This window comes from Amycolatopsis sp. lyj-112 (genome assembly GCF_046549055.1).
GTDB lineage: Bacteria > Actinomycetota > Actinomycetes > Mycobacteriales > Pseudonocardiaceae > Amycolatopsis.
The window spans coordinates 109233-135942 of record NZ_JAJPWS010000017.1; the positions used below are offsets into that span (position 1 = coordinate 109233).

29 protein-coding genes are annotated in these 26710 nt (G+C 67.1%); 13 read left to right on the forward strand and 16 right to left on the reverse strand.

Annotated elements, in window-relative coordinates:
• Nucleotides 1-139 precede the first annotated feature (139 nt).
• From ACLJRL_RS36255 to ACLJRL_RS36270, 4 genes are all read right to left on the reverse strand, one after another.
• Nucleotides 140-1408 carry a YeeE/YedE family protein gene (locus ACLJRL_RS36255; protein ID WP_410660889.1) on the reverse strand — a complete coding sequence of 423 codons (1269 nt, stop codon included), beginning with the start codon at nt 1406-1408 and terminating at the stop codon, nt 140-142.
• Between the two features lie 190 nt (nt 1409-1598).
• Nucleotides 1599-2081, reverse strand: a complete 483-nt coding sequence (locus ACLJRL_RS36260; RefSeq protein WP_410660890.1) for a hypothetical protein — start codon at nt 2079-2081, stop codon at nt 1599-1601.
• Nucleotides 2082-2304: 223 nt separating this feature from the next.
• Nucleotides 2305-2847, reverse strand: a complete 543-nt coding sequence (locus ACLJRL_RS36265) for a hypothetical protein (RefSeq protein WP_410660891.1) — start codon at nt 2845-2847, stop codon at nt 2305-2307.
• Nucleotides 2848-2921: 74 nt separating this feature from the next.
• Nucleotides 2922-3761 carry a Bax inhibitor-1/YccA family protein gene (locus ACLJRL_RS36270; RefSeq protein ID WP_410660892.1) on the reverse strand — a complete coding sequence of 280 codons (840 nt, stop codon included), beginning with the start codon at nt 3759-3761 and terminating at the stop codon, nt 2922-2924.
• A 314-nt stretch (nt 3762-4075) separates the two neighbouring features.
• On the opposite strand from ACLJRL_RS36270, the gene ACLJRL_RS36275 reads away from it, so the two are divergent.
• The 4 genes from ACLJRL_RS36275 (at nt 4076) to ACLJRL_RS36290 (ending at nt 9591) form a co-directional block, all read left to right on the forward strand.
• On the forward strand, nt 4076-5539 hold the full coding sequence (locus ACLJRL_RS36275; protein WP_410660893.1) for a SpaA isopeptide-forming pilin-related protein: 1464 nt from the start codon (nt 4076-4078) through the stop codon (nt 5537-5539).
• A gap of 27 nt (nt 5540-5566) precedes the next feature.
• A complete protein-coding gene (locus ACLJRL_RS36280) occupies nt 5567-6247 on the forward strand; it encodes a class F sortase (RefSeq protein WP_410660894.1) in 681 nt (226 codons plus the stop codon).
• A gap of 100 nt (nt 6248-6347) precedes the next feature.
• Entirely contained in the window at nt 6348-8339 is a 1992-nt protein-coding gene (locus tag ACLJRL_RS36285) for an SDR family oxidoreductase (protein WP_410660895.1), read from the forward strand.
• 118 nt (nt 8340-8457) lie between these two features.
• Nucleotides 8458-9591, forward strand: coding sequence for a cell division protein DivIVA (locus tag ACLJRL_RS36290; protein ID WP_410660896.1), 1134 nt, complete (start codon nt 8458-8460; stop codon nt 9589-9591).
• An 80-nt stretch (nt 9592-9671) separates the two neighbouring features.
• Here ACLJRL_RS36290 and ACLJRL_RS36295 read toward each other — a convergent pair whose 3' ends face one another.
• Nucleotides 9672-10997, reverse strand: a complete 1326-nt coding sequence (locus ACLJRL_RS36295; protein WP_410660897.1) for an amidase — start codon at nt 10995-10997, stop codon at nt 9672-9674.
• Between the two features lie 28 nt (nt 10998-11025).
• Entirely contained in the window at nt 11026-12120 is a 1095-nt protein-coding gene (locus tag ACLJRL_RS36300) for an alkene reductase (protein WP_410660898.1), read from the reverse strand.
• Between the two features lie 67 nt (nt 12121-12187).
• Here ACLJRL_RS36300 and ACLJRL_RS36305 point away from each other — a divergent pair, with 67 nt between their 5' ends.
• The gene (locus tag ACLJRL_RS36305) at nt 12188-12601 is read left to right on the forward strand and encodes a MerR family transcriptional regulator (RefSeq protein ID WP_410660899.1); all 414 of its coding nucleotides are present in this window, start codon (nt 12188-12190) and stop codon (nt 12599-12601) included.
• 4 nt (nt 12602-12605) lie between these two features.
• Here the strand turns inward: ACLJRL_RS36305 and ACLJRL_RS36310 are convergent, their stop codons facing one another.
• Genes ACLJRL_RS36310 through ACLJRL_RS36320 form a run of 3 tightly spaced genes read right to left on the reverse strand, consistent with a single transcriptional unit; the run spans nt 12606 to nt 14056 of the window.
• Entirely contained in the window at nt 12606-13184 is a 579-nt protein-coding gene (locus ACLJRL_RS36310; RefSeq protein ID WP_410660952.1) for a TIGR03086 family metal-binding protein, read from the reverse strand.
• 5 nt (nt 13185-13189) lie between these two features.
• A complete protein-coding gene (locus tag ACLJRL_RS36315) occupies nt 13190-13675 on the reverse strand; it encodes an SRPBCC family protein (RefSeq protein ID WP_410660900.1) in 486 nt (161 codons plus the stop codon).
• Nucleotides 13676-13705: 30 nt separating this feature from the next.
• Nucleotides 13706-14056 carry an ArsR/SmtB family transcription factor gene (locus ACLJRL_RS36320; RefSeq protein WP_410660901.1) on the reverse strand — a complete coding sequence of 117 codons (351 nt, stop codon included), beginning with the start codon at nt 14054-14056 and terminating at the stop codon, nt 13706-13708.
• A gap of 258 nt (nt 14057-14314) precedes the next feature.
• Here ACLJRL_RS36320 and ACLJRL_RS36325 point away from each other — a divergent pair, with 258 nt between their 5' ends.
• The 4 genes from ACLJRL_RS36325 to ACLJRL_RS36340 all read left to right on the forward strand — a co-directional run bounded on the left by ACLJRL_RS36325 (nt 14315) and on the right by ACLJRL_RS36340 (nt 18680).
• Complete coding sequence (locus ACLJRL_RS36325; RefSeq protein WP_410660902.1) at nt 14315-15556, forward strand: glycoside hydrolase family 3 N-terminal domain-containing protein; 1242 nt, start codon at nt 14315-14317, stop codon at nt 15554-15556.
• A gap of 137 nt (nt 15557-15693) precedes the next feature.
• Nucleotides 15694-16626: an alpha/beta hydrolase family esterase gene (locus tag ACLJRL_RS36330; RefSeq protein WP_410660903.1), complete on the forward strand. Its 933-nt coding sequence runs from the start codon at nt 15694-15696 to the stop codon at nt 16624-16626.
• A gap of 106 nt (nt 16627-16732) precedes the next feature.
• Entirely contained in the window at nt 16733-17437 is a 705-nt protein-coding gene (locus tag ACLJRL_RS36335) for a TetR/AcrR family transcriptional regulator (RefSeq protein WP_410660904.1), read from the forward strand.
• 37 nt (nt 17438-17474) lie between these two features.
• Nucleotides 17475-18680 (forward strand): cytochrome P450, encoded by a 1206-nt coding sequence (locus ACLJRL_RS36340; protein ID WP_410660905.1) that lies wholly within the window; start codon nt 17475-17477, stop codon nt 18678-18680.
• Here ACLJRL_RS36340 and ACLJRL_RS36345 read toward each other — a convergent pair.
• Entirely contained in the window at nt 18677-19318 is a 642-nt protein-coding gene (locus ACLJRL_RS36345; protein ID WP_410660906.1) for a histidine phosphatase family protein, read from the reverse strand. The two genes, ACLJRL_RS36340 and ACLJRL_RS36345, sit on opposite strands and share 4 nt — an antisense overlap.
• A gap of 74 nt (nt 19319-19392) precedes the next feature.
• A complete protein-coding gene (locus ACLJRL_RS36350; protein WP_410660907.1) occupies nt 19393-20190 on the reverse strand; it encodes a TIGR03084 family metal-binding protein in 798 nt (265 codons plus the stop codon).
• A gap of 136 nt (nt 20191-20326) precedes the next feature.
• Here ACLJRL_RS36350 and ACLJRL_RS36355 point away from each other — a divergent pair, with 136 nt between their 5' ends.
• Complete coding sequence (locus tag ACLJRL_RS36355) at nt 20327-20764, forward strand: heavy metal-responsive transcriptional regulator (protein ID WP_410660908.1); 438 nt, start codon at nt 20327-20329, stop codon at nt 20762-20764.
• A gap of 126 nt (nt 20765-20890) precedes the next feature.
• Here the strand turns inward: ACLJRL_RS36355 and ACLJRL_RS36360 are convergent, their stop codons facing one another.
• Entirely contained in the window at nt 20891-21493 is a 603-nt protein-coding gene (locus ACLJRL_RS36360) for a DUF4190 domain-containing protein (RefSeq protein WP_410660909.1), read from the reverse strand.
• A 172-nt stretch (nt 21494-21665) separates the two neighbouring features.
• Between ACLJRL_RS36360 and ACLJRL_RS36365 the strand changes: the two genes are divergently transcribed.
• The gene (locus tag ACLJRL_RS36365) at nt 21666-22865 is read left to right on the forward strand and encodes a sensor histidine kinase (protein WP_410660910.1); all 1200 of its coding nucleotides are present in this window, start codon (nt 21666-21668) and stop codon (nt 22863-22865) included.
• 30 nt (nt 22866-22895) lie between these two features.
• Entirely contained in the window at nt 22896-23543 is a 648-nt protein-coding gene (locus ACLJRL_RS36370) for a response regulator transcription factor (protein WP_410660953.1), read from the forward strand.
• On the opposite strand, the gene ACLJRL_RS36375 is transcribed toward ACLJRL_RS36370, so the two are convergent.
• Nucleotides 23516-24103 carry a DUF7010 family protein gene (locus ACLJRL_RS36375; RefSeq protein ID WP_410660911.1) on the reverse strand — a complete coding sequence of 196 codons (588 nt, stop codon included), beginning with the start codon at nt 24101-24103 and terminating at the stop codon, nt 23516-23518. The genes ACLJRL_RS36370 and ACLJRL_RS36375 overlap by 28 nt on opposite strands.
• Nucleotides 24104-24158: 55 nt before the next feature.
• Complete coding sequence (locus ACLJRL_RS36380) at nt 24159-24992, reverse strand: alpha/beta fold hydrolase (RefSeq protein ID WP_410660912.1); 834 nt, start codon at nt 24990-24992, stop codon at nt 24159-24161.
• Between the two features lie 173 nt (nt 24993-25165).
• On the opposite strand from ACLJRL_RS36380, the gene ACLJRL_RS36385 reads away from it, so the two are divergent.
• Nucleotides 25166-26359: a type I restriction endonuclease gene (locus ACLJRL_RS36385; RefSeq protein ID WP_410660913.1), complete on the forward strand. Its 1194-nt coding sequence runs from the start codon at nt 25166-25168 to the stop codon at nt 26357-26359.
• On the opposite strand, the gene ACLJRL_RS36390 is transcribed toward ACLJRL_RS36385, so the two are convergent.
• Nucleotides 26346-26507: a winged helix-turn-helix domain-containing protein gene (locus ACLJRL_RS36390; RefSeq protein ID WP_410660914.1), complete on the reverse strand. Its 162-nt coding sequence runs from the start codon at nt 26505-26507 to the stop codon at nt 26346-26348. The genes ACLJRL_RS36385 and ACLJRL_RS36390 overlap by 14 nt on opposite strands.
• The gene (locus ACLJRL_RS36395) at nt 26507-26710 is read right to left on the reverse strand and encodes a hypothetical protein (RefSeq protein WP_410660915.1); all 204 of its coding nucleotides are present in this window, start codon (nt 26708-26710) and stop codon (nt 26507-26509) included. Before ACLJRL_RS36395 ends, ACLJRL_RS36390 begins: the two co-directional genes overlap by 1 nt.

A 26710-nucleotide genomic window follows, 5' to 3' on the forward strand; every position in this document is an offset into this window, starting at 1 on the left:
CTTCCCCACCCGCTTGTGCATTAAGGCACAAGCGTGAACATGTAGCCGAGGGTAGCCGAACGAAGGTTTCACATGCCAACGATTTGGCCGTACGCGGACCTAAAGGGCAAGTCCGCGTACAGCCCGTCACACCGAGTGATCAGCAGATGCTGTCCGTCGGAACCGGATTGCCGAGCCCGAACAGCGGCCGCAGCTTGAGCCCGATCCAGGTGCCACCGAGCGCGAACACGCCCCACAGCCACCCGTGCAGACTGCCGACCGAGATACCGCCGAGGTAGGCGCCGATATTGCAGCCGCCCGCCATCCGCGCGCCGACACCCATCAGGATCCCGCCGAGCACCGCGGCCAGCGCCGTACGCCACGGGATCGAACTGTGGATCTTCCAGGCACCCGCGGCCGCGGCGGCGACCCCCGCGCCGATCATGATGCCGATGTCGGTGAGGCTGTTCTTGTCCTTCCAGATCGGCCCCGCGAGCGAAGCCGCGTTCGCCTTGAGCCGCCAGAACTCCCAGGTCTCCGGGTGCAGGCCGAACACCTGAAGGATCTTGGCACCCCACAGGCTGAACGCGCTGGTGACACCCCAGATCCCGCCGGAGACCAGGAAGACCGCGCCGGCCAGCACACCGAGGACGACGGCGCCGACGAGGATCGGCCAGGAACCGCGGAAGACCCGGGCGAACCCGCGGGCGGTGGGGACGACGCCGACCGGCGGCGGGTTGCGGCGTTTCTGCACGAACCGGGTACCCAGCACGATCGCGGCGAGGACGGCGACGGTGATCGCCCAGGAACCGAACCAGCCGACGTGGTCGGCGAGCAGGATCCCCTTGAACTCCGGCCAGCCGGACAGCAGCGGGTAGGCCCAGGTGTAGAGCACCGAGCCGGTGATGAATCCGCCGAGGGTCAGCACGATCGTCGACTGGCCGGAGCCGACCGCGAACAGCGTTCCCGAAGCGCAGGCGCCACCCAGCTGCATGCCGATCGCGAAGATCGTCGCGCCGACGAAGAGCGCGATCCCCAGCCCGCCCGCGGTCGGATTCGGCGTACTGCCGAACAGTCCGGATCCGGTGCCGACGATCAGCGCGATCAGCGTCGCGGCCGTGCCGAGCAGCAGCGTGTGCGCCCGCAGGCCCTGGCCGTTGCCGACCGCGATCAGCTGGCGCCAGGCGGAGGTGAAGCCGAAGCGGGAATGGAAGAGCGCGAGGCCGAGCAACAGGCCGAGGATGAGCAGAACCCCGAACTTCGCCCCGTGCGCCGCCCAGACGTACCAGGTCAGACCGACCGCGAGGGCACTCGCGACCGCCAGCGGCACGATCTTGACCGGCTCCTCCGGTTGCGGGACCGGGGCGGCGCAAGAGGTCGGGAAGTCGAGGAGTTTCTTCTCTCCGGCTTGGGTGTCTGTCGTCGCCACCAGGACTCCAGGTCGTTCGGCGGGGTGGGGGACGAGCAACGTTATGACCGGTGACCGCCCGGTCGCAGCCCGTCCCACACTGTGCGACGAACGGCCGCTCCCGCCAGACCAGATGGCCGCACCCTTAGCGCGTGAAGGCCCCCTTCCTTCGGATGAGCCGAGGGAAGGGGGCCTTCACGGAACTACGGAGTTACTTGTCCGCCTTGATGCAGAGCGTGGTGGGCGGAGTCGAGTACGACTGCGCGTACCTCGCCTCGGTGCCTTCGCAGACAGCCTTGTCCACCGTGTCGGTGACCTTCACCAGCTCCGCGTCCTTCGCGGGGTCGGTGCAGGCGACCTTCTTGTAGCCGGCGGTGTCCGAAAGGAAGCCGGAGAGGCAGTCACCCTGCTTGGCGTTGACCGTCAGGCAGAGCTTGTACGACATCCGGCCGGACATCGAAATGGTGTCGTAGTCGCCGTCCGGGCAGGCCGCGTCGCCGTCGACGCGCGCGCCGATCTTGACGTTCGCCTCCTGCGACCCGCAGTCGACCCTGGTCGGCTCGTCGGCCGTCTTCGAGAATTCGCTGACGGTCAAGCACTCGCCGGGCTGGGCGTTGACCGTGCCGGTGAAGTAGTTGACGGCGTATCCGCCGGCGACGAGCACGACGATGATCACCGGAATGGCGAACTTCAACCACGCGAGCTTGGACCGCTTGGGTGCCGGCGGCTGACCACCGGGAGGCGGACCGAATGCGTCGGGCTGTCCCACCGGCATTTGGCCCCCAGGGGCCGGTTGGGAAGTGGTCACCGAGAAACCTCACAGTTGTGAAGAGGAATAAGAACCTCGGTATCAAACACTCACGGTGAGCAACCGCATGCACCGGGCCCCCGAAAGGGTGAATTCCCCTGGTCGGGCGCTATTTACTGCTCTTGATACAGAGCGTCGAAGGCGGCGTCGAGTAGACCTCAAGATGGGTCGCTTCGGTGTCCTCGCACGCCGTGTCGCTCGCAACGCCATCGGCGACCTTCACGATCTCCGCGTCCTTCGCGGGATCGGTGCACGGCACCTTCTGATACGCCACGCTGTCAGCCAGGAAGTTCACCAGACAGTCGCCCTGCTTGGCGTTGATCATCATGCAGAGCTTGTACGAGGAGAACGTCCCGTCGACGGTGAGTTCGTCGTATTCACCATCCGGGCAGGCGACGCCGCCTTCGGTCTTCGCCCCGACCTTCGCGTTGGCCTCGGTCGCACCGCAATCCGTCTTCGCCGGATCGACGCCGACATCGCCGAAGGTGGTGATCGCGTAGCAATCGCCCACCTGCGCGTTGTCCGTGCTGGACAGGTAGCCGACGACCCAGGTCGTCGCGCTGATCACCACGATCGCGACCGGCACCAGGATGCCCACCCAGAACCACTTCGAACGCTTCGGCCGGGCCTGCTCACCCTCGTGCTCGGTCATGCCAGCAGAGTATTCACCACCACGAAAAAGGGCGCCCCGATCGCTCGGGGCGCCCTTGTCGTTCAGGTCCTGGGTCAGTCGCTCTGGAAGTACGACAGCAGACGCAGGATCTCGAGGTACAGCCAGACCAGCGTGGTCATCAGGCCGAAGGCGACGTACCAGGCCCACTTCGACGGCGTGCCTTCGCGGATCATCCGGTCGGCCTGGTCGAAGTCGAGCAGGAAGCTGAACGCCGCGACACCGATCACCACGAGGCTGAAGATGATCGCGATCGGGCCACCGTCACGCAGCGGGTTGAAGTTGAAGAAGAGGCTGGTGACGAGGTTGACCAGCATCATGATCGCGACACCGACCACGGCGCCGATGATCCACTTGGTCAGCTTCGGGGTGACCTTGACGGCACCCGTCTTGTAGACGACCAGCATCGCGATGAAGACACCGGCGGTACCGACGATCGCCTGCAGCGCGATACCGGGGTACAGCGCTTCGAAGAGACCACTGATCGCACCGAGGAAGACACCCTCGACGGCCGAGTACGCCAGCGTGAGCGGGCCGCTCGGCATCTTCTTGAAGATGATGACCAGCGAGATCACGAGGCCGACGATCATCGCGCCGACGAGCGTGCCGATCACGGCACCGGGGATGCCGAGGATCTTGCCGGACGCCGACATCGGGATCTGGCTGATCGCCCAGATCGCGGTGAGCACGCCGGTCACCAGCGCCGTGCCGAGGCTCAGCGCGGTCTTGATGACGACGTCGTCGACGGTCATCGGGCGGTCGTCGGCACCGGCGGAAGTCTGCGGAGGGCCGTAGCCGGGGACCCCGCCCTGGGGTTGGTTGAAGCCTACGTGGGGTCCGTGCTCTGCCGCGCCACGCGGCAGGTTCCGGAACGCCGGGTTGCTACTGGATCGCACCTGATCCTCCTGGATCTACTGGCACCTGCATGGGGTTCAACGACCGCGGGGGCCGCCCGGTTCCCGTCGAAGTAAAGACGACTTTACTCACATTCGGGGAGATACCCATCCCCCACACCGTATGCGGTGGAGATCACCAACCGTTCACCGATACCCCACCTGATGCCCTATTGCCAAAACCGCTGATCACAGGCCACCCTGCACGTTGCGTGTTCGGATAATCACCGAAGGCGTGTCGGGGAACCTATCGATCGTGTGACCTGCGTCGACGTAAATGCGCCGGGGGCAGAGCACGGCCAAGGAGTCAACACACCATGGGGTGGACCACACGCCCGAGCGTGCGTTTGCGCGCATTCACCGGCCTGATCGCGACGTGCCTGCTCGGCACCCTGTCCGCCACCGTCGCGGCGACACCGGCGGCAGCCGCGAAACAAGAAGGCATCGGCTACGAAGTCACACCGGGCCAGCCCTACGCCGGTCTCGATGTCAAGCGGGACTGGCTGGGGTCCTACGTCGTCAACGGCAAGCACGTGTTCTGCGTGAGCTTCCAGCTGAAGGCCCCGGACACGAACGAGCAGTACAAGCCCGGTGACGAACTGCTCGACAAGTGGGGCACGAAGCTCCCCGAGGACACCGCGGCCAACATCTCCTACCTGCTGCTGCGCTACGGCGGCACCCAGGACAAATCCGAGGCGGCGGCGCTCGCGCACCTGCTGCACTCGTGGACCTCGAAACCGCGTTCCGCCGCGGACCTCGACAAGAACCTGCCCGCGGACAAGATCGGCTACGACGTGGCCGGTCACCTCGACAAGCTGAAGGCGCAGCACTCCGACGCCGCCACGGCCGTCGAGAAGCTGACCAAGGACGCCGAGGCCAACCGCGGGCCGTGGACCAGCGCGATCACCCCGCCGAAGGACGACCAGCACATCGGCACGGCCGGTGAATGGACGATCAGCGTCAAGAACGCCAAGGGCAAGGGCGTCTCCGACGTCCCGGTGAAACTCACGCCGTCCGACGCGACGATCGACAGCGGCGAGACCACGAAGCCCGCCTCCACCACGAAGGCCGAGAAGGCCGTCACGGTGAAGACCGGCGAAAACGGCACTGTGAAGGTCAAGCTGACGCCGACCGGCGACCAGCCGAAACTGGCCAGCTCGCTGTCCGCCCCCGCGGACCGGCCGTACGTGCAGTTCCCGGTCGAAACCGGCGTGCAGAAGGTCGTCTCGACAGGCGGCGAGAAGGAACTGAAGGCGCAGGGTGTCGCGGTCGTCTCGAAGCCGGGCAAGGTCCAGGTGACCAAGGTCGACGCGAAGACCGGCAAGGGCATCGCGGGCGCTGCTCTGCGGATCACCGCCAAGGACAAGGCCACGGCCGCCGTCGGGCATGACGGCAAGCCGCTCAACGGCGCCGACGGCAAACCCGCCGTCGTCACCACCGAAGGCGAGAACGGCACGGTCACCGTCGAGAACCTGCGGACCCCGCAGGAGATCTGCGTGGTCGAGGTCAACGCGCCGCCGGGCTACACCAACTCGTTCGACCCGAAGAACCCGCCGTCCGCCTGCGGTGAGGTCAAACCGGGTGAGACGCTGGCACTCAAGGTCGCCAACACGCCCAACGAGGTACCGCGCACCATTCCCGCCGGCGACCGGCCGGTGGCGATGATGCAGGGCACCGTCGAGAACTCCGCGTCGACCGCCGGGATCATCGGTATCGGCGTGCTCGCGCTGCTCGGCTCGGCACTGGTGGGTGCGGCCGCGCGACGGTCTTCGCGGCGCTGAGTGGCTTCGAGCTAAGAGGTTTCAGGAATGTCAGTACGACGCGGGTTCGCGCTGGGAGCCGTCACGGTCCTGTGCGCGGACCTCGTCGCGGCCTTGATCATCTGGCCGCCGACGACCGTGGTGGCGGGGACGGCTCAGCCCGTTTCCGTCTCCGTCGCGGGCGGCGCGCCGGCCGCGCCCGCACAGCAGCAGACCCCTCCCTCGCCGGAGATCGTCCCGACGACACCTCCGCCCGCCCCGCCGCAGAAGCAACCGGAACCCCCAGCGCATCAGGGGCCCGGGACGATCCAGCTGCCGGCAGGCGGGTCGGCGAAGCTGGTGAAAAAGGACCTCGGGCCGGGCGCGGAGCTTCCGGTACCGGAGAACCTCGGCGAGGTGACCTGGTGGGGCGCCGAGCTGACTTCGGCGACCGGGGCGAGCGTGTTCGCCGGGCACGTGAACTGGAAAGGCGCGACAGGACCGTTCGCGGAGCTGTGGAACGACCGCGTCGGCGGCGCCGTCACCGTCGTCGACAAGGCCGGGAAGTCTTGGCGGTACAAGGTTTCCCAGCTGATCACGCTGAAGAAGGACGAGCTGCCGCAGCGGGCCGACGAGCTGTTCGGCCAGTCCGGTCCACATCGGATAGTCCTGGTCACCTGCGGCGGCCGCTGGGTCGGCGGATCGACGGGCTACGCCGAAAACCGGGTCGTCATCGCCGAACCGATCTAGTTACCCGTGAGTAACTTCACGGGTGCCATGGTGGTCAGCGCCGTCGTGATGCAGCAGAATGCCCAGGGGACGCGGGCGAGCATGGTGAAGGGTGAAGAACATGGCGACTTTTCTGGTGACCGGCGCGACCGGACTGATCGGGCGCCAGTTCACCCGGCTGCTGCTCGCCAGGGAGGACGTCGACCAGGTCGCGCTCCTCGTCCGTGCGTCCTCACAGGACAAACTCGCGAAACTGGTGAACACCTGGCCGCACCCGGAGCGCGTCACCCTCGTCACCGGTGACCTCGGCGAGCCGCTGCTCGGCGTCAGCGAAGGGGATCGAGAGAAGCTTCGCGGCGTCGACCACGTCGTGCACCTCGCCGCGCTCTACGACATCACCGCCGACGACGAAGCCAGCGTCAAGGCCAACGTCGAAGGCACCGGGCAGATGATCGCGCTCGCCGCCGACCTGAACGCCGGCGGTGTGCACCACGTGTCCTCGGTCGCCGTCGCCGGTGATCACGAGGGCATGTTCACCGAGGAGATGTTCGACGTCGGCCAGCGGCTCATCACGCCGTACCACCGCACGAAGTTCGAAGCGGAACGCCTCGTACGCGAACAGCAGGACGTGCCGTGGCGGGTGTACCGGCCCGCGGTCGTGGTCGGGAACTCCGAGACCGGCGAGATGGACAAGATCGACGGCCCGTACTACCTGTTCCCCGCGATCAGCAGGCTGGCCGGGCTGCCCGACGTGCCGATCGTCGGCCCCGACCTCGGCGACACCAACGTCGTCCCGGTCGACTACGTGGCCAAGTCGCTGCTCGCGCTGATCACCACGAAGGGGCTCGATGGGCGCGCGTTCCACCTGGTCAACCCGGAACCGCAGCCGGTCGTCTCCGTGTACAACGCCTTCGCGAAGGCCGCGGGCGCGCCGACGATCTCCCTGCAGCTCAACGAACGCGTGTCCAGGGGCATCGTCAACCTGGTGAAGCTGAGCGAGCACATCCCCGGTTTCACGATCGCGCGTGACGCCGTGATGGAGCGGCTCGGAATCCCGCCGGTGCTGCTGGAGACCATGGCCTTCCCGTCGGTGTTCTCGTCGGCGTCGACGCGTAAGGCGCTCATCGGCTCGGGTGTCGAGGTGCCCCGGATCGAGGACTACGCGCCCACGCTGTGGCGCTACTGGCGCGAGCACCTGGACCCGTTCCGCGCGCGCAAGCACGGTCCTCGCGGCGAACTGGACGGCCGCCGCGTGATCATCACCGGCGCGTCTTCGGGGATCGGCCGCGCGACCGCGATCAAGGTCGCGGCTTCGGGCGGCATACCGCTGCTCGTGGCGCGACGGCAGCACGAACTCGAAGAGGTACGGGACGAGATCATCGCCGCCGGAGGTACGGCGTCGGTGTACCCGGCCGACCTGACCGACGAGGAATCGGTGCACAAGGCCGTCGACGCGATGCTCGCCGAACACGGCCGGATCGACATGCTCGTCAACAACGCCGGCCGTTCGATCAGGCGGTCGATCAAACTGTCGTACGACCGGTTCCACGACTACGAGCGCGCGATGGCGATCAATTACTTCGGCGCGGTGCGGCTGATCCTGGCGGTGCTGCCGCATATGTCCGAGCGGAAGTTCGGACATATCGTCAACGTCTCGTCGATCGGTGTGCAGGGAATCGCGCCGCGCTTTTCGGCTTATGCGGCATCGAAGGCCGCTTTGGACTATTTCTCCCGGATCGCCGCGACCGAGACCCACGGCGACGGGATCACGTTCACGACCATCCACATGCCACTCGTGCGCACGCCGATGATCCGGCCGACGAAGATCTATGACGCGTTTCCGACGAAGTCGCCGGACCAGGCCGCGAACATGGTGATGAAGGCACTGAAGGAACGGCCGAAGCACATCGGCACGCCCGCCGGGCAGGCGATCGGGCTCGCCTACACGCTCACCCCCGGACTCACGGATGCCGTGGCCTACCAAGGTTTCCGCGTGTTCCCGGATTCCGCGGCCGCCGGTGGCGGCGGCGGGCTGAAGATCGGCAAGGGCGATCAGCATCTGTCCCGCGCGGCAATGGCACTCGCCCGGCTCAGCCGCGGCTTCCACTGGTGACACTGCGCACACGGGTGGCGGCCGTTCAGGTGAGGGAGACCAGCTGAGAGCCGACACACGTCGGTGAATCACCAAGCCTGACATCAGCGACGCCGTGTGCGCAGGTACCGTCGGGACCATGGTTCCCGAGCGAGACAACGGCCTGCTGCCCCTGCGGCGCGAGTACACCCAGGCCTGGCACGGCTTCGACCGGAACGAAGTGCGCCAGTACCTGGATCATCTCGAAGCCCAGCTGCACCGCGTGATCACCGACCGCGATGCCGCGATCGCGCAGGCGACGTCGGCCACACGCGAACTCGAAACCGTGCGCCACGAGGTGGCTAAGCTGAACGCCAGAATCGAGGAGCTGAAGAAGCCGCCGGAGCGGCTCGAAGACCTCGACGAGCGGATGCAGCGCACCGTGACGCTCGCGCAGGCGCGCGCCGCCGAGGTGACGAAACGTGCCGAGGTCGCTGCCGAGAAGCACTGGGCGTCCTCAAGCGAGGCGTCGAAGAAGCTGCGTGAGCGCTACACGCGGCTCGTCGCCGAGCTGGACAAGCAGGCGGACGCGCTGCACTCCGAGCACGAGTCCGCCCTCGCCGAGACGCGGGCCGAGGTCCATCGGCTGACCGTCGAGGCCGCCCAGCGCCGAGAGCTGCTGGACAACGAGGCCGAGCGCAAGCGCCGGAAGATCGAGCGCGAGTTCGATCAGACGATGACGGCACAGCGCAATTCGCTCGAAAAGCACATCGTCGACCAGCAGACGGCCAGCAAGAACCAGGCCGAACGCCGGATCGCGGAGGCCACTGCCGAGTCGAAGCGCCGCGTCGACGAGTCGACCGCGGAGGCCAAGCGCCGTCTCGACGAGGCCACCACGACGGCGGCCCAGCGCACCACGGCCGCTCAGCGCAAGGTCGAGCGGCTCGCGGAGATCCGCGAGCAGGCTCGCAAGAGCCTGCAGCAGGCCGACGCGGTGCTGAAGGGCAGCGAAGCGATGCTCGCCGCGCTTCCCGAGGAATCGGTGATCCCGCACGCTTCGAAGCTCGTCGGTGGCGACAGCAAGGCCGAGGAGACGAAGCCGGCCGGCAAGCCCGCCGAGAACGCCGCCGCCGCCGCGAAGCCCGCGTCCCCTGCCACCACCCCTGCCAAGCCCGCTCCAGCCAAGTCCGCTTCTTCGGCGCCTGCCGCCGCTGCGCCGAAGAACGGACAGAGCGAGCAGAACGGTCCGAAGGCGAACGGCCAGAAGCCGTCACCCGCCAAAACGGGCTCCTGACCAGCAGAAAGTAGCAAGGGACCTTTGCTATCACTCTCTTCAGGAGAGTGATAGCAAAGGTCCCTTGCTCTCTTTCGGGGTCAGGTGGCGGTGGTGCGCGGCCAGGGATTGGCCGCTTCGAGCTGCGCGGCCAGGCCGAGGAGGAGCCCTTCTCCGCCGGGCGCGGCGACCAGTTGAACGCAGGCCGGGATACCTGAGGGATGCACGCCGACCGGGACCGACATCGCCGGGTAGCCCGCGAGATTCCACAGGCCGGCGAAACCGGCGACGCGGACGGACGGCAGCACGTTGGCGATCCATCGGCTTTCGTGCCAGGTACGGGCCTTGAGCGGGAGGGTCGCGAGCATCGGCGTGACCAGGACGTCGTGGTCGGCGAAGAACTCTTCGGCCCGCTCGCGCCACCGCTCACGGGTGCTCTCCCGAACCCGCACGGCCGTCAAGCGGCCGAGCCGGATGTGCGTGCGCGTCCGTGGCTGGAGCGCGTTGAGATCGAAGTCTGCCGCCTGCTCGGCCGGGCCCACGAGCCAGCGCGTGAGAAGACCGCCGATGGCTCCCGCGTTGTATCGCGGCGTTCCGGGCGCGACATCATGCCCGGCCGCGCTGAACAGCTCCCCCGCCCGCGCGACCGCGCGGGAGAAGGCGCGCGGCAGCGGCGCCCTGGTCAGGGGGACCTGGGTCGACAGGGCGATCCGTGATCGCTTCGGGTCGGCGATGTCCGCCAGCGCGGGCTGCTCTGCGAGGACCGACATCAGCACAGCCGCGTCGGCCACGGTGGTCGTCATCGGGCCGTGGGTGGACAGGCCGAACCAGCCGACCTCCCCCGGCTCGCGGACCACGCCCTTCCCCGGTTTGAGCCCGACGATCCCGCACATCGCCGCGGGCAGCCGGATCGAGCCCAAGCCGTCGGTTCCGTGCGCGATCGGCACCAGCCCGGCCGCGACGGCCGCAGCGCTTCCACCGGACGATCCACCCGCGGCATAGGACGGATTGCGCGGATTACGCGCGATCCCGTCCGGGGTGTCACTCGACGGCCAGATGCACAGCTCCGGCACCCTCGTCAGGCCGACGATCACCGCACCGGCCGCTCGCAGCCGCCGCGCTATCTCGCCGTCCTCTGTGGACACCTTCGAAGAGCCCGCCTGGGATCCCCACGAGGCGTATTCGCCCTCGACCGGTGTGACGTCCTTGACCGCGACCGGCACGCCGGCCAGGGGCAGTTCGGCAAGGTCCGGTCGTTCGGCGAGAGCGGCCGCCTCGGCGAGCGCCTCCTCGGTCCGGACCCGGCGAAACGCGCCGATCACCCCGTCCGCCGCGGCGATCCGGTCCAATGCCTCGCGAGTCACCTGGACCGGATCGAGCTCTTTGGCACGCACCGCCGCCGCGATTTCCACTGCCGTCTTGACCATCCCCGCACTGTAGAGCGGACGACGAAGATCAGCTGCGCGCCGAACAGGCGAACTTCGCCGATTCCGCTTCCATCGCCGGAAAATCGGTGAAGCCGTCGAGCCGGGCGCCGTAGTAGACCTCGTGGTCGGCCCGGGCGAGCGGGGCACGAAGCGCGAATCGGGCGGGCAGGTCCGGGTTCGCGATGAACAGCCTCCCGAAGGCGACCACATCGGCCAGCCCGGACTCGATCAGCGACTCGCCCTCGTCCTGGGACGTCGGCTCGTCGGAACGCAGGTTCGCGATGAGCGTCCCCGGCCACAGCGGCCGGAGATGAGACAACGCCTCATGCCCAGGGGTGTCGATGACGTGCAGGTACGCGAGCCCGTACCGGCGGAGTTCCGTGAGCAACCGTGGGTACACCTCCTTCCAGTCGTCTTCCACGATGTCGTTCTCCGGATTGCCCGGCGAGATCCGCAAAGCGACCCTCTCCGCACCGATCTCCTCGACCACGGCCGCCACCACCTCGAGCGGGAACCTGAGCCGAGCGGCGAGCGAGCCGCCATAGCGGTCTTCTCGGCGGTTGGTGTTCTGGGCGAGGAACTCCTGGATGAGGTACCCGTTGGCACCGTGGAGTTCCACCCCGTCGAACCCGGCCTCGACGGCCGCGTGCGCCGCCGCGGCGAAGTCCTGGACGACCTCGCCGATCTCCAGCTCACTGAGTGCCCGGGGCTCGACCGCGTCCATCAAGCCTTCGGACACGAAGATCCGCCCGGCCTGCCGGACCGCCGACGGCGCCACCGGCGTCCGGCCCACCACTTCGGGGTGGCTGACACGGCCCGCGTGCCACAGCTGGGCGTAAATGCGACCGCCCTTCTCGTGCACGGCTTTCGTCACCGCGCGCCAGGCCTCGATCTGCCGGCCTGTCACCAGCCCGGGGATACCCGGGCCGCTCTTACCGGTCCGGGACACCCATACGCCTTCGCTCACGATCAGGCCGGCACCAGCACGTTGGGCGTAGTACTCCGCCGTCAGTGGATGGGGCACACCGGTCTTGTCGTCGGCACGTCCCCTGGTCATCGGAGCCATCGCGATCCGGTTCGGCAACTGGATCGCTGCGCCGCGAAATGATTCGAGCAACCTCATGAACGCGAAGCTAAACCTTGACACCGGCGTCACGGTCAACCCTGTTTTCCGCGGTTAATGTGGACTCATGCGGATCGGCGAACTGGCGGAACGAACCGGAGTGAGCGTGCGCTCGCTGCGGTACTACGAAACAGAAGGGCTGCTACGCCCGGACCGCCGCGGCAACGGCTACCGGGCCTTCGGTGAAGACGACGTCGCCAAGGTGCTGCAGATTCAGCTCTTCTATTCGGCCGGGTTGTGCAGTGGCAAGATCGCTGAACTCCTTCCTTGTGTTTCGGGTGACGACACCCACCTCGTGCCATCGCCGGGGTTGACCGACGAACTGGAGATCGCCAGGTCTCGGATCCAGAACCAGATCTCTTTGCTCACCACCTCTCTGTCGGTTCTGGAGCGTGTCCTGGCCGCGGCCAACGGAACCGATACCGCCGAGGTACCCGTCCCTTCCCGGCCCGTCCGGCGGCACCGGGGCATTCACGTCTGATCCGCTAGTGAAACTGCGGATCGCGGCCCATCAGTCCGAGCAGCCTGTCCTGCAGGGGAGCGTCCTCGGGCACCTTCACTTCGGGACCGAAGACGACGATGCCGGGCCCGAAAGCGCCTGGAGTTCTCATTACTTCGGGGATCGACTGGGCCTCGGGCCACATCCGGGCGACCTCGCCGGGATCGATCGTGTCGTCCTGGCCCGTGGCACGGGCCAGATCCCAGCCGTGGATCACCATGTCGGCACTGACGACCTGGTCGATGTGCTGCTCGGCCGTCACCTTCCCCATCGGTGTCTCCTGTTCGGTGGCGGCGAGTACCGGGTCGGTGAGGATGGCTTCGACGTCCGCCCGGGCCGCCCGGAGCGCACCGAGCGGGTCTTCCTCGACCGAAGACGCCGAGCTGAGGTCACGGCCGAAGGGGCGCAGCATCGCGCCGTGCATGTCGACGATGTGCCCGACGACATCCCTGGCGGTCCACTCGTCGCAAGGGGAGCCATTCCCCCATTGCCCGGGTCGGACGGCTGCGACCTTGCCCTCGAAGGCATCGGCCCGGATGCGGTAGCGATCGGCGATGGCGTTCATCTCGCTCACGCCCCCGCCGGGACGGCCACGACTTCGGCCAGCCTGTCGTAGCCCTCGCCGACACCTCGCTCCATTCCGGACTCGAGGACGGCGTCCCGGATCCGCTGCGAGCCGTACTTCAGCACCTGGGTCACCGTGGTGATCCCGTCCCTCTCGACCAGCGTCAAGATCGCCAGAGCCTGCCCCTCGGAGGCGTCGCAGTCTTCGTTGACCTCGAGTGACACGAGCCGTTCCGGTCGCTCGATCTCCTGGTAGACGCCGCGCAGCACCATCTCCATCCCGTCACCGTGCCGCAGCAGATAGCGCCATCTACCGCCGACCCGCAGGTCGATCTCGCATTCGAGGACTTCGGTGCCGTGCGGACCGAACCAGCGGCGCACCAGTTCCGGTTTGGTCCAGGCATCGAACACGAGCGCCCTCGGCGCGTCGAAGGACCTCGTCATGACGATCTCGAGATCGCCGGATTTCGCCACGCTGAGAGTTCGTCCCATCGTGCTGCTCCCTTTCCGCTCGTGCGGTGGTCAATCGGTTCCGTCCCGGTGTCCCGGATGCTTCAGCTCCTCGTCGAGAACGAGGTCCAGGCGCGAGAAGGTCTCGTCCCAGAAGCGGCGATAGCCGCCGAGCCACTCGGTCGCGTCCTTCAGGGGCTCGGCCAGCAGCCGGCAGGGGCGACGCTGCGCGTCACGGCCCCGCGCGATCAGCCCCGCCCGCTCCAGCACCTTCAGATGCTTGGAGATGGCGGGCTGGCTCATCGCGAACGGTTCGGCCAGCTCCGTCACCGTGGCCTCGCCGTGCGCGAGCCGCGCGAGGATCGCGCGGCGGGTGGGGTCGGCGAGCGCCGCGAAGGTGACATCGAGCAGATCCTGTGCCACGGTCGCCCGCCTTTCAGTTCTCACGGGTTCGGGTTCTCACGATCGGTTCTTCCGCGGCACCGGCCGCATCCTTGAATAACCTTGCGGTTCCATAACCATGTGGTAATCTATGTCGGAGCAGATCGAACTGTCAAGTCCGGCGCCGGGCTCGACGAGGCGGAACACGGAAGAACAAGACCGAAGAACAAGGAGATGAGGCAAGCCCCGGCCGATGCGAACGCGTACCGCGGAGCGAAGGGGGTTACCGTCGGTACTGGCATGGACGACGAACGAAACGAGCCGATGAACGCCGGGCGACCGAAGACGACTAAGCGATGGGCGACCGTCATCCTGGGAGCGGCCACCGTACTGCTCACCAGCGTGCAGTGCGGTACGGCGAACGAACAGGCGGGGTCGGCACAGCCGGCGGGGACCACGCCTCCGCCGCCGAGCAGCACTGTGCCAAGCCCGTCCAGCACGATCCCGGCTCCTTCCTCGCCGTCACCGAGGGCGGAGCAGGTGCCCGCGCAGGAGTGCAAGGCGGTCGCGGCCGGGATGAGCCCCCGGCAACGGCTGGCTCAGCTCGTAGTGGTCGGAGTGAACGCCGGGGATCCGTCGGCGGCGGTGAAGCTGGTACGCGATCAGCAGGTCGGCGGCATCTTCCTCGGCGGCAACGAGACGGCACTTCTGCAGAACCGCGCGCTCGACGGGGTCCAGAAGGCCGCGAAGGTCCCGGTGTCGGTAGCGATCGACGAAGAGGGCGGTCGCGTCCAGCGGATCGACGACCTCGACGGCTCCATGCCGAGCGCTCGGAAGATGGCCGCGACGATGACACCCGCCCAGGTGCGGACGAAGGCCGCCGAGCGGGGCCGCCAGATGCGGGCCCGCGGGGTCACCGTCGACTACGCACCTGACGCCGACATCACCGAACAGCCGGACCGCGACATCGTCGGTGACCGTTCGTTCGGCTCGAACCCGGAGGCCGCACGCAAGTACGTCCTCGCGTTCTCCCAAGGCCTGCGCGACGCCGGGGTGCAGCCGGTGCTGAAGCACTTCCCCGGACACGGGCACGCCACAGGCGACTCGCACAAGGGACTGGTGCGAACCCCGCCACTCGCCTCGCTGCGCAAGGTGGACCTGGTGCCGTACCGAGACATCGGCGAGTACGGCGAAGTCGGCGTGATGGTCGGACATCTGGACGTGCCCGATCTGACCGGCGGCACGCCGGCGACCCTGTCCGCACCGGCGTACCGGCTACTGCGGAAGGACTACGCGTTCAACGGCCCGGTCATCACGGACGATCTGGGCGCGATGAAGGCGATCACCGCCCAGTACCCGCTGCCGACGGCGGTGCTCAAGGCGCTGCAGGCCGGTGCGGATCAGGCGCTGTGGTCCTCCGGTGGCAACGCCGGCACGGTGCTGGACAGGCTGGAGCAAGCGCTTGCGTCCGGCGAACTCCCTGCCGCGCGGGTCGACGAGGCACTGGCTCGAGTGCTCGCGGCGAAGCAGGCCTGCGGCTGACGGACCGCAGGTCGGGCGGGCTCACCCGGACAGGTGGTCCGAAAAGCGGTCCGAAAACTCTATGAACACAATGCTGACCAGGCAGACGGCAGGAGTGACTCTGATCACCGCCCCGCCGCCCGATCAAGGAGGATCGCGTGCCTGGTCCCAGTAAGCACATACGCCGTCTCGCGATGGTGGCCGCCGCCGCGGCCGGAGTGAGCCTGCTCGTCGCACCGGCGGCGTCGGCAGCGCCGATCGATCACCCGGTGCGGACGACCGGCTGCCACCGTCAAGCACCGGTGCCCGCCGGCGAGACGACGCTGCGGACGTTGACGTCCGGCGGCATCGTCCGCGAGTACGCGGTGCACATTCCCGCGCACTACCAGCCGTCGCGGCAGTACCCCGTGGTGTTGTCGTTCCACGGCCACAAACGGACGTCGAAGTATCAGGAGGAACTGTCCGGCTTTTCCGCTTATGACGCGATTTCCGTCTACCCGCAAGGACTTGTGGGTACCGACGGCGAGTCGGCCTGGACCGGAGCGCCCTATTCGGCGGCAGCCGACGACGTGCTCTTCACCAGCGACCTGCTGAACACGCTCCAGCGGGAACTGTGCGTCGACTCGCGCCGGATCTACGCCGCGGGCAAATCGAACGGCGGCGGATTCGTCGGCGTACTCGCTTGCCGGATGCCTGGCAGGATCGCGGCGTTCGCCCCGGTCGCGGGCGCGTTCTACCCGCAGGGCGGGGCATGCCACCCGTCGCGCCCGGCGCCGATCCTCGACTTCCACGGCAAGGCCGACCAGACGATCCCGTACACCGGAAACCCCGCCAAGGGCCTGCCCGCGCTGCAGGACTGGCTCGCCGGCTGGGCGAAGCGGAACGGCTGCTTTTCCCGCCCGATCGAATACTCACCGAAAGCCGAGGTCACCGTCCAGCGCTGGATCGGCTGCTCGCTGGAGCACTACCGGATCGAAGGCGCCGCGCACGTCTGGCCGAGCACCGCACCGAACAACGACTCCGCCACGCCGACCGTCATGAACGCGACACCGGTGATCTGGCGCTTCTTCCTAGCCCACCGTTCGCGTTAAATCCCACCGCTCTCCTTGCCGGGCTTGGCCGAACGGCGCTACAGTCGACCTGACTGGATGACCAGATAAGCGAATCTGGTCACGAAGTCAGAGACTGGGAGCGTACGTGGCAGAACGTCCGGACCGCACCGCCGGCCGCGCCGACCGCATTCTCGACGCGGCCGGCGTCCTGCTGTCGCGGCTGGGCTATCGCAAGGTGACCATCGAGGACATCGCGAACCAGGCCGGCATCGGTAAGGGCACGATCTACCTGCACTGGCGCACCAAGGAAAACCTCTTCCACGCGTTGCTCCTGCGTGAGTCCCTCCGGGCCGCCGAGAATCTGCTCGAACGGCTGGACACGGATCCTTCGGAAGTCGTCCCGCATCGGTTCCAGCGGGCGGTCTTCCTGCACGTCCAGCGGAATCCGTTGCTCGGTGCCCTCATCGCCGGCAACACCGAACTCCTGGGCCGGCTGAAGAAACACCCGTTGCAGGATCAGGACGCCGTCGTCACCGAGCGGTATCTCAAGACGATGACCGACCGGGGACTGTTGCGCGACGACATCCCGAACCTGCTGTTCGCCCTGCGTTCCTCGGCGCTGGGTTTCTACTTGATAGACGCCTTCAGCCCCGAAGGCGCCGGCCTCACCGCCGAGGAGAAGGCCGACGCCCTCGCGCACATCATCCGGTCGGCGTTCGAGCCGCCGGAAAAAACGTCCCCGCCGGACCTGACCGCCACCGCGGCCGAGGTGAGCGAGATGTTCCAGGACCTGATCGGGACCTATCGCGCCTGGATCTACCAGCGGGACGAAACAGAGGAGCCCGTCTGATCCGAGCTCCTTCACCTTGAGAAGAAGGGGGTACGACATGACCACCCTCGCCGAAAGCTGGGGAACGCACAAAGACCAGTTCTGGCTACGGGACGAGACACCGGACGAAATGGTCCGGTTCGACGCTGAAACGGGAATCTGGAACGTTTACGGCCACGCCGAAGCACTGAAGACCCTGAGTGATCCGAAGATCTTTTCCTCCGACACCGCACGACTGTTCCCACCGGAGCTGGCGCCGGACAAGGACCAGTTCGTCGACGGCAATCTGCTCCAGATGGATCCGCCCGACCACAAGAAGCTCCGCACGCTGGTGAGTCATGCCTTCACCCCGAAGGTCGTGGCGGATCTCGAACCCAGGATCGCGGAACTGACGAACGAACTTCTCGACGCCGTCGACGGCCAGGACGCGATGGAGCTGGTGGCGAATCTGGCCTACCCGCTGCCGGTGATCGTGATCGCCGAGCTCCTCGGCGTTCCGGCGAGCGATCGCGACCTGTTCAAGCAGTGGGTCGACAAGATGCTGAAGAGCAGCCAGCAGACTTCGCTGCTGGGACAGACCGAGGAACAGAAGAAGGCCTCCGACGAATCCGTCGAGCAGCTGAAGAATCTGGTGAACTACCTGTCCGAACACGTCGACGACCGGCGGCGGAACCCGCGCGAGGATCTGCTGACCAAACTCGTCGAAGCCGAGGTCGACGGCGAGCGGCTTTCCCAGAACGAAATCGTCAACTTCGCGAACGTGCTGTTGCTCGCCGGGCATATCACCACCACGATGCTGCTCGGGAACACCGTGTTGTGCCTGGATTCCCATCCGGACGCATTCCGGCGTGTCCGGGAAGACCGCTCGCTGCTTCCCGCGACGATCGAGGAATCGCTGCGGTTCCTCAGCCCGTTCGCGCTCGTCGCCCGCGCGACGACGACCGAGGTCGAACTGGGCGGCAAGACGATTCCGGCCGACCGCATGCTCCTCGTCTGGGTCGCGGCCGCGAACCGCGATCCGCGCACGTTCACCGATCCGGGCACCTTCGACCCGGCCAGGGCGCGCAACCCGCACTTGGCCTTCGGTCGCGGGATCCACTTCTGCATCGGCGCTCCGCTGGCCAGACTGGAGGGCAAGACGGCGCTCAACATCCTGCTGGACCGGTTCCCTGATCTGCGCACCGATCCGGCCGTTCCGCCGTCGTTCATCCCGAGCCCGAACATGACCGGCGTCGACGAGCTCCAGCTGCTGCTGAAGCCCTAGCGGTCCGCGTACCGGGAAGCGAGCGGGACCACGACCCGCGGAATCCGCTTCCCCGGCGTGTACCGCAGTTCGGTGACGTTGCCGTTCGGCACGAGATAGGTGTCGGCGAACGTGCGGAATCCGCGCATGGCTTCGCTGTCCGGGGTGCGGATACCGGTCAGCACCGACCACATCACCGCGCGGATGAAGAGCCCGTGCGTGAAGACGGCGATCGGCCCCGGCTCCCGTTCTCCCAGCCGGGTCAGGAAGTCCTGGGTCCGGGCGAAGAGGCCGGCGAAGGATTCCGCGCCGTTCACGGCGTGGTGTGGATCGGCCCGGTCCCAGTAGGCCTCGGTGAACGGCCTGCGGTCGGCGGTGGAGGTGACCTGTCCATGGAGTTCGCCGAGAAAGGTGAACTCCTGGACAGGCCACTCTTCACACGTCGCGCCGGGGAACCGCTCGATCGTCGGCTGTGCGGTCTGCCGCGCCCGCAGGAACGGCGACGTCACGATCAACCGAGGTTCCAAGGCGAGCGATTCCGCGATTTCGACGGCTTGCCGCCGACCGGCTTCGGTCAGTGGCGAAACCCCCGGTTCGCCACCGGGAAGACCCGCGTTCGACTCGCTCTCTCCGTGCCTGATCAACCACACCCGTGCCACGATCGCCTCCTAGACCCCGTGTGCACTGACGATCGCACCGAGTGCGAGTTGATCGCGACTTCCCCTGTGCGTAATCAGCGGTCGAACTGACCTTGCTTGCGGCCTTCGCCCGCGGGACCGCGGTACGCCTGCGCGATGCCCACCCAGTGATCGGCGAGCGCACCCTCGGCACGCACGTCGAGATCGTCACGGTGACGGCGCCGCGTGACCAGGAGGCAGAAGTCCTCCGCACTGGCGGTGATCCGCTGCCCCGAGTCCTCGGGACCGAACGTCCACACCTGACCGGACGGCGAGGTGATCTCGAACCGGAACTCCTCCTCCGGCGGCGTCAGCCCCCGGGCCTCGTAACCGAAGTCCCGCACCCGGACGGCGAAGCCGACGAGGTACGCGAGACGGTCGGTCCGCTCCGGCCGCACGCCGAGCGCGTCGGCGACGTCCTGGCCGTGGGCGAACAGTTCCATCATCCCGGCGCAGGCGAGGATGGCCGGCGGCAGCGGGTTGACCAGCCACGGCACGACCTGGTCCGCCGGGACCGCGGCGAGCGCCTTGATGCCCGCGTCGCGTTCGGCGCGCCACCGGGTCAGGAGGACCTCGTTGGGATCGCCGAGGTAGTCGTCGAGCGCCGCGTTGACGGCGGCGTCGAAGCCACGCGCCTGCGTGGCCTTCGCGAGTTCGGTGAACTGCCGCGGTTCGGCCGCGGCCAGCCCCGCGATCTTGAAGATGAAGGCGAGATGAGCGATCTGGTGCTTGACGGACCATCCGACGGCCGGTGTGGGCAGATCCCAGCCCGCGGCGTCCAAATCGGACACCAGGCCGTCGACCTGTTCGCCCTCCGTGGTGAGATCCCTGATCACGTGCCGGAAGTCAGTCACCTTGCCGTCCTCTCTCCGTTTGCACCCTTTCCGATGATGCGGACGCGCCAAGCCACCGTCTTCTCCTCGCGAGCGCTGCCCGGCCGGGAAACCCGGGCTTGACTCTGGAGCCGGGTCCAGGTTCTACCCTCGAGATATGAGAACCGACGCGACGACGGCGCTGACGATGTCCCAGGTGACGTCCCGCGCCGGTGTGCGGCCGGACACCGTGCGCTACTACGAGCGCATCGGCCTCCTGCCCACTCCGGCGCGGACGACCGGGGCTCACCGGCGCTACGGCGAAGACGTCATCGACAGGCTGCGGTTCATCCGCGGTTCCCAACGGCTCGGGCTGACACTGGCCGAGATCAGCGACCTGCTGAGCGTCCGCGACACCGGGGTGTGTCCTTGCGAGCCCGCTGAAACCATGCTGGAACGCCATCTCGCCGAAATCGAAGCGGAGATGGCGCGGCTCGGCGACTTGCGGGCCGAACTCACCTCGATGCTGTCCAGGATGTCCACCGATGACTGCGCCGATCCGCTGCCCGGCGCCTGGTGCCCGCCTGCTTGCGAACCGACGAGAGGAGGTGGATGACCATGAGGATCGACGACTGCTGCGACTGCGACTGCCGCGGTACCGGCTGCTGCTGACCCGCTTTCGCATGACCGGCCGGGCTTGACGTCACCCGGCCGGCCACACGTCGCGGAGGTATCAGCGGAATCAGACACCGGTGCAGGCGGCCATGGCGAATTCCCCGGACGCGGTCTTGGTGGAGACCACCGCGCCGTCGACGGTGATCTTGCAGGTGACCGAACCGCCGGTCTCACCGGTGGTGACGGTGAGCGTGCCGCCCTTGTAGACGCCCTTGTTCTCGACGTCCTTGTTCCACGGCAGCGCGGGAATCGTTTCGGTGACGGGGTTGAGGACCTCGCCGTAGATGACCTCGACGTTCGCCGCATCGCCGGTGACCTCATAGGACACCTTGGCCGTGCGGTTGAGCTCGGTGTTGACCTCGTCGACGGCGGCGTTGAACACGAAGATCCACACGACGCAGACCACGAGCCCGAGTGCCGACAGCGCGATGCCGGTGATGGAGAGCCCCTTGTTGGAGGCCTTCCCGCTCTTGACGCGCATCAGGCCGATGATCGAGAAGATCAGGCCGAGGATCACCAGCGGCCAGGCGATGACGCCGATGAACGGGATCGGGGAGAAGACCAGCCCCACGAGGCCGAGGACGAAGCCCGTGACGCCGATGCCGTTGCGGGGCGGCAAAGCGGCGGCGGGAGCTTGCGGGGCCGGCGTGTACGGGGTTTGCTGGGTCACGGGGTATTTCCTTTCCAATGAATTGAACGAGGCGGGATACAACCAGCGATCGCAGGGCCTCCGCGTCGTACTCGGCGCGCCAACCCGTTACGACGAAAGTCGTAATCCGTGCGCGGGGAAGGCCCTGTTCCGCCGATGCGGGCGGACCGGGCGGAGTGCGTACGCTCTTCCCATGGGAAGGCGTGTACTCGGCGTGATGCTCACCGTGTTCGCCGTCGCGGCGAGCGTGGTCAGCAGCGTGTTCGTGTTCAGCACCCAGGGCTATCTCCCGGAGACCAAGTCGTTCGACCCGACGTGGTGGTCGATTCTCGGGTTCTTCACCGGAATCGCCGCGGCGGTCATGCTCTGCTGGCGGCACAAGTGGCCGGAACTCGTCCTCGCCATCGCTCTGGTGCCACCACTGTTGTTCCGCTCCGACGCGCTCGCCGCACTGATCGCGCTCGCCGCGTTGGCCGCCCATCGCCGCGACCGTCTACTGTGGACCGGAAGTGTGCTGGTCTACCTCGCGACGGCGTGGGCGTTGTTCGGTGATGCCAACCGCCACGCCGACGTGACCATCGCCGGCCAGATCGTCGGCAAGCAGATCTCCGCGGTGCAGATCATGGGAACGCTCACCGTCGCGGTCGTGATGACGGCCGTGCCGCTCACCGTCGGCGTCGTCCGCGGAATGCAGGACACACTGGCGATCCGTGAGGCGAAGGAAGAGGAACTCCGCGCCGAAATGACCCGCCGGGCGGAGCGCACGCGGATCGCGCGCGAGATGCACGACGTCCTGGGACACCGGCTTTCCCTGCTGTCCCTGCAAGCCGGCGCGCTCGAAGTCAGCCAGGGACCCACGACGTCGGAGGCGGCGAAGACCGTCCGCACCACCGCTCGTCAGTCGCTCGACGATCTCAGGCAGGTCATCGGCGTCCTCCGGGACGGCCAGGGTTTCGGGGAAGACGGCGCGGGCGGACACCATCCCGAGCCGCCGCAGCCGACACTGGCGGACATCCCCGAACTGGTCGCCAACTCCCGCCGTTCCGGGCTGGGCGTCAATGTGACGATCCTGCTCGACGACGCCGGCGGCGCCCCCGCGCTGCTCGGCACGACCGCGTACCGGATCGTGCAGGAATCGCTGACCAACGTCCTGAAACACGCTCCAGGCGCCGCGGCCGAGGTCGCGGTCCGCGGCGGACCGGGGAACGGGCTCACCGTCGAAGTCGTCAATCCCCTGCCTGCTACGGCCGTCGTGGGGAAAGCGCCCGGAGCGGGAACAGGGCTGACCGGGATCGGCGAACGCGTCACGCTGGTCGGCGGCAACGTGAGTGCCGGACCGACCGAAGAACGCACATTCGCCGTCCGGGCTTGGCTACCGTGGGGACACCACTAACCTGGTCGGGTGAACCAGCGCCCACTGCGAGTGCTGCTCGTCGACGACGACCCCCTCGTGCGAACCGGACTGTCGATGATCCTGTCCAGCACGAACGACATCGAAGTCGTCGCGGAAGCCGGTGACGGCGACGAGGCCGTGCCGAGAGTGACGATGCACGCCCCCGACGTCGTGCTGATGGACATCCGGATGCGGCGGATGAACGGCCTCGCCGCGACGGCCGCCGTCACCGCCTTGGCCAATCCGCCGAAAGTTCTCGTGCTGACCACCTACGACCTCGACGAATACGTCTTCGACGCCCTCGGCGCGGGCGCCAGCGGGTTCCTGCTGAAGGAGTGCTCGCCGCAGGAGATCATCGACGCGGTGCGCGTGGTCGCGGCGGGCGAGGCGATGCTTTCGCCACGGACGACGCGGAAGCTCATCGGGCATTTCGTCGCTACCCGGATGAGCCCCCGGCGGCACCGGGCGCAAGCCGGGCTTGGCACGCTGACCGGACGCGAAAAGGAGATCGTCACCGCGGTCGCCCAGGGCATGACCAACGCCGAAATCGGCATCGAACTATACCTGAGCGAAGCCACGGTGAAGACCCACATCACCCGGATCTTCGCGAAACTCGACGCCACGAACCGGGTCCAGCTGACGATCTTCGCCTACGAAGCCGGACTCGTCGCTCCCTGACGGCTTGTCCCGTCGAGCAATCCGGCCACGACGGTCGCCCAGAGGACCACGGCGCCGCCGAACCCCGGCACGAGCTGCCAGGCCGCCGTCCATCCGACGACCGCGAGCACGACCGCCAGCACGGCGACCACGCACAACAAAGCGCTCAGCACCAGGAATCGTCGCGATCCGAACAGCTTCGCGAACGGCAGGAAATGCAGGCCGACCACGAAGAGCACCCACGCGGGCACGGCTTCGGGAAACTCGAACACCGCCGAAAGCACCCTGGCGCCGGCGAAGATCCCCACCAGCATCAGCAAGACGGCGATTCCGTACTGCTTGCCGAACGGGCTTTCCTCCCGGCCGCCGCCCGCGGGCAGCCCGGCACCTCGGCGGGCGGTCAGGACGAGCCAGCCGGCCAGTCCCAGTACCGTCACGACGCCTACGACGACCAACGCCGTCGACGCGCCGGAAACCGAGGAGGCACCGAAGAACCACCACCCGGCACCGAATCCCACTCCGATCGCGGAACTGATCAGCAGCGTGATCAGGTGCCCCTTGGTGAACTGTCGGTCCGTCATCGCACTCGGGTCTCCTCCTCCCCCCGGCGAGACAGTACCCGGACGGCTTTCGGTGTCAGGCGAGCCCGGCGAGAATGCCCGCAGCCTCCTTCGGGTGGATGAGAAAGCCGACGTGGCTGCTCACGAGTGAACGCACGTCGGTGGGGTTGTCCGGGGTGAGCGCGTCCGCCTCTTTGATGAAGCGATCCTGCAGCGCGAGCGGCATCGACCGGTCGTCGGTGAGCCGGATGTAGGTACGCGGGATCCCGCCCCACGTGGCGGCGTCGGTTCGTTCGGTACCTGCGTCGAGGCTCTCGTCGGGCTCGAGAGTGTTGAGATAGGCGAAGAATTCGTGGTCCGGCCCGTCGTGCATCGCCGTTTTCATGGCCGCGATCAGCTCCGGGTCGGCGGTACGCCAGTTCATCCGCAGCGCGCCGAGGGTCGCCGGGTCGGCCGCCATCGCCGCCGCGGCGCCGAGGGTCGCGCTGCTCGCGTGCTCCGGTTCCTGCATGTACTCGCCCACGGTGAGGTCCACACAGCACCACGCCGAGATGTAGACGATCCGGTCGATCAGTTCGGGAACCGCGTTCCCGGCGCCGGTGAGTGCGAGCCCGCCGCGGCTGTGTCCCACCAGGACCACCGGGCCGTGCTCGGCGGCCTGACGCACGACGCCGACCAGGTGCTCGACGGTGTCCGCATAGCTCACGCCGGTCATCGAGGAGGGCGCGGTGGCGAGTGCGGCGAGGTCCTGTGGCGCCTGGTACGACACAGGAAAACTGGCCGCGAAGCCGCGCCCGGGGAGATCGACCGGCAGCGAGCGGTGACCGAGCAGGGCGAGCTCGCGCTGCAGCGGCGCCCAGGTGAACGAGTTGCTGAAGGATCCGTGGACCAGGACGAAAGTGGGAGTCACGACTCCATCCTGGCATCCGTGCTTTGCCGGTGATGATCGTGTTGGCAGGCCTGAACAGGTGCCCGTACCCCCGGTTGGACACCACACCAACACGTGTAACACGTGTACTCACCTCGACGACCTATGACCACAGGACAGAGGAAAGCGAATACGTCGGCACGGAGGACATCACCATGGAGATCGCAGAGCGTGCACAGGCTTTAGCTCTGAAGATCCGCAAGCACAAGGCCGACATCCAGACGGAAGAAGCCACCAAGAACGCTTTTGTGATGCCCTTCATCAGCACGGTCCTCGGCTATGACGTCTTCAACCCCGCCGAAGTCATCCCGGAGTTCACCGCCGACGTCGGCACGAAAAAAGGCGAGAAGATCGACTATGCGATCGTCCATGACGGTCAAGTACAAGTCCTGGTCGAGGCCAAGAAGGTCAATGACCCTCTCCGCATCGAGCACGCGTCTCAGCTGTTCCGGTACTTCGCCGTGACCAATGCCAGGATCGCCATCCTCACGAACGGCGAGACGTACCAGTTCTACACCGACCTGGACGCGCCGAATCGGATGGACGCGAAGCCCTTCCTGGTACTCGATTTCTCGGATATCGACGACACGCTCATCCCCGAACTCGCGAAGCTGAGCAAGGAGTCCTTCAACCTCGACTCGGTCATCAACGCCGCCGAAGAGCTCAAGTACATCGGGCAGATCAAGCGCATCCTCGCGACCCAGTTCAAGACGCCCGAGGACGAATGGGTGAAGTTTCTGGCATGCCGAGTCTACGAAGGATCGTTCACCCAACGAGTTCGCGAACAGTTCGCTCCCCTGGTGGACAAGGCCTCCCGCCAGTTCCTCAATGAGCAGGTCAACGACCGGCTGAAGAACGCGCTGGGTGGACCTGATTCCTTCGTCAGTGTCTCCGCCGGCGCGTCCGAACTTGCCGAGCAGCCAAGCTCGGCCGAGAGCCGGCCCACGTCGCCCACGGAACCCGGCACACGCGACGGCGACGTGGTCACCACCGAGGAAGAACTTGACGGGTACCGGATCGTCCGAGCGATCGTCTGCAGCGAAGTGCCCGCCGCGAGGGTCGTCGCGCGTGACACGAAGACCTATTTCGGCGTGCTTCTGGATGACAACAACCGCAAACCCATCGCACGTTTGTGGTTCAACCGGTCGAAGAAGTACCTCGGCATCTTCGATGAGAACAAAGTCGAGACCCGCATTCCCCTTACGGCTGCCGAAGATATCTACCAGTACGCCGATCAGCTCCGGACGACCGTTGCCCGATACAACTCCTCGGCCAGCTTCTCCGCCGCGCCGGAGAAAATCGAAATCGATGGATCGGACCCTGCCGAGCCGCAACTCAGTCCGCGATGAAGACCTGGCCCGCGCCGTCGAACCGGTAACCCACGCCACGCACGGTCGCGATCGGCGTCAGCACGGGCTCCAGTCTGCCGCGGATCTTGCGGATGTGGACGTCGACGGCCTGCACGTTGCCGCCGCTCAATCCCCAAACCTGCGCCATCAGCGTGATGCCCCGGCCAGCTCGATGACCTGGCCGGAAGTCGTTTCGTCGTCGTGAAAAGTCCGGGCTGTCAGGGTGACGTCGACAGTGTCCTCAAAGGACTTCAGCAGGCGCGCGGCGGCATGCTCGGAGTCGGTGCTCACCCGCAAGGCGAGGGTCAGCTCGACGGTCGGTTCCCCGCTCACCGCGATCGACTGAGTCAT

What these genes read in the sequence shown, in the direction of transcription:
- ACLJRL_RS36295 (WP_410660897.1), bottom strand. Translation starts at nt 10,997, where the DNA reads ATGGTCAAGACGGCAGTGGAAATCGCGGCGGCGGTGCGTGCCAAAGAG.
- ACLJRL_RS36395 (WP_410660915.1), bottom strand. Translation starts at nt 26,710, where the DNA reads ATGACTCAGTCGATCGCGGTGAGCGGGGAACCGACCGTCGAGCTGACC.
- ACLJRL_RS36375 (WP_410660911.1), bottom strand. Translation starts at nt 24,103, where the DNA reads ATGACGGACCGACAGTTCACCAAGGGGCACCTGATCACGCTGCTGATC.
- ACLJRL_RS36315 (WP_410660900.1), bottom strand. Translation starts at nt 13,675, where the DNA reads ATGGGACGAACTCTCAGCGTGGCGAAATCCGGCGATCTCGAGATCGTC.
- ACLJRL_RS36305 (WP_410660899.1), top strand. Translation starts at nt 12,188, where the DNA reads ATGCGGATCGGCGAACTGGCGGAACGAACCGGAGTGAGCGTGCGCTCG.
- ACLJRL_RS36275 (WP_410660893.1), top strand. Translation starts at nt 4,076, where the DNA reads ATGGGGTGGACCACACGCCCGAGCGTGCGTTTGCGCGCATTCACCGGC.
- ACLJRL_RS36390 (WP_410660914.1), bottom strand. Translation starts at nt 26,507, where the DNA reads ATGGCGCAGGTTTGGGGATTGAGCGGCGGCAACGTGCAGGCCGTCGAC.
- ACLJRL_RS36265 (WP_410660891.1), bottom strand. Translation starts at nt 2,847, where the DNA reads ATGACCGAGCACGAGGGTGAGCAGGCCCGGCCGAAGCGTTCGAAGTGG.
- ACLJRL_RS36300 (WP_410660898.1), bottom strand. Translation starts at nt 12,120, where the DNA reads ATGAGGTTGCTCGAATCATTTCGCGGCGCAGCGATCCAGTTGCCGAAC.
- ACLJRL_RS36340 (WP_410660905.1), top strand. Translation starts at nt 17,475, where the DNA reads ATGACCACCCTCGCCGAAAGCTGGGGAACGCACAAAGACCAGTTCTGG.
- ACLJRL_RS36355 (WP_410660908.1), top strand. Translation starts at nt 20,327, where the DNA reads ATGAGAACCGACGCGACGACGGCGCTGACGATGTCCCAGGTGACGTCC.
- ACLJRL_RS36325 (WP_410660902.1), top strand. Translation starts at nt 14,315, where the DNA reads ATGGACGACGAACGAAACGAGCCGATGAACGCCGGGCGACCGAAGACG.
- ACLJRL_RS36385 (WP_410660913.1), top strand. Translation starts at nt 25,166, where the DNA reads ATGGAGATCGCAGAGCGTGCACAGGCTTTAGCTCTGAAGATCCGCAAG.
- ACLJRL_RS36285 (WP_410660895.1), top strand. Translation starts at nt 6,348, where the DNA reads ATGGCGACTTTTCTGGTGACCGGCGCGACCGGACTGATCGGGCGCCAG.
- ACLJRL_RS36365 (WP_410660910.1), top strand. Translation starts at nt 21,666, where the DNA reads ATGGGAAGGCGTGTACTCGGCGTGATGCTCACCGTGTTCGCCGTCGCG.
- ACLJRL_RS36290 (WP_410660896.1), top strand. Translation starts at nt 8,458, where the DNA reads ATGGTTCCCGAGCGAGACAACGGCCTGCTGCCCCTGCGGCGCGAGTAC.
- ACLJRL_RS36280 (WP_410660894.1), top strand. Translation starts at nt 5,567, where the DNA reads ATGTCAGTACGACGCGGGTTCGCGCTGGGAGCCGTCACGGTCCTGTGC.
- ACLJRL_RS36310 (WP_410660952.1), bottom strand. Translation starts at nt 13,184, where the DNA reads ATGAACGCCATCGCCGATCGCTACCGCATCCGGGCCGATGCCTTCGAG.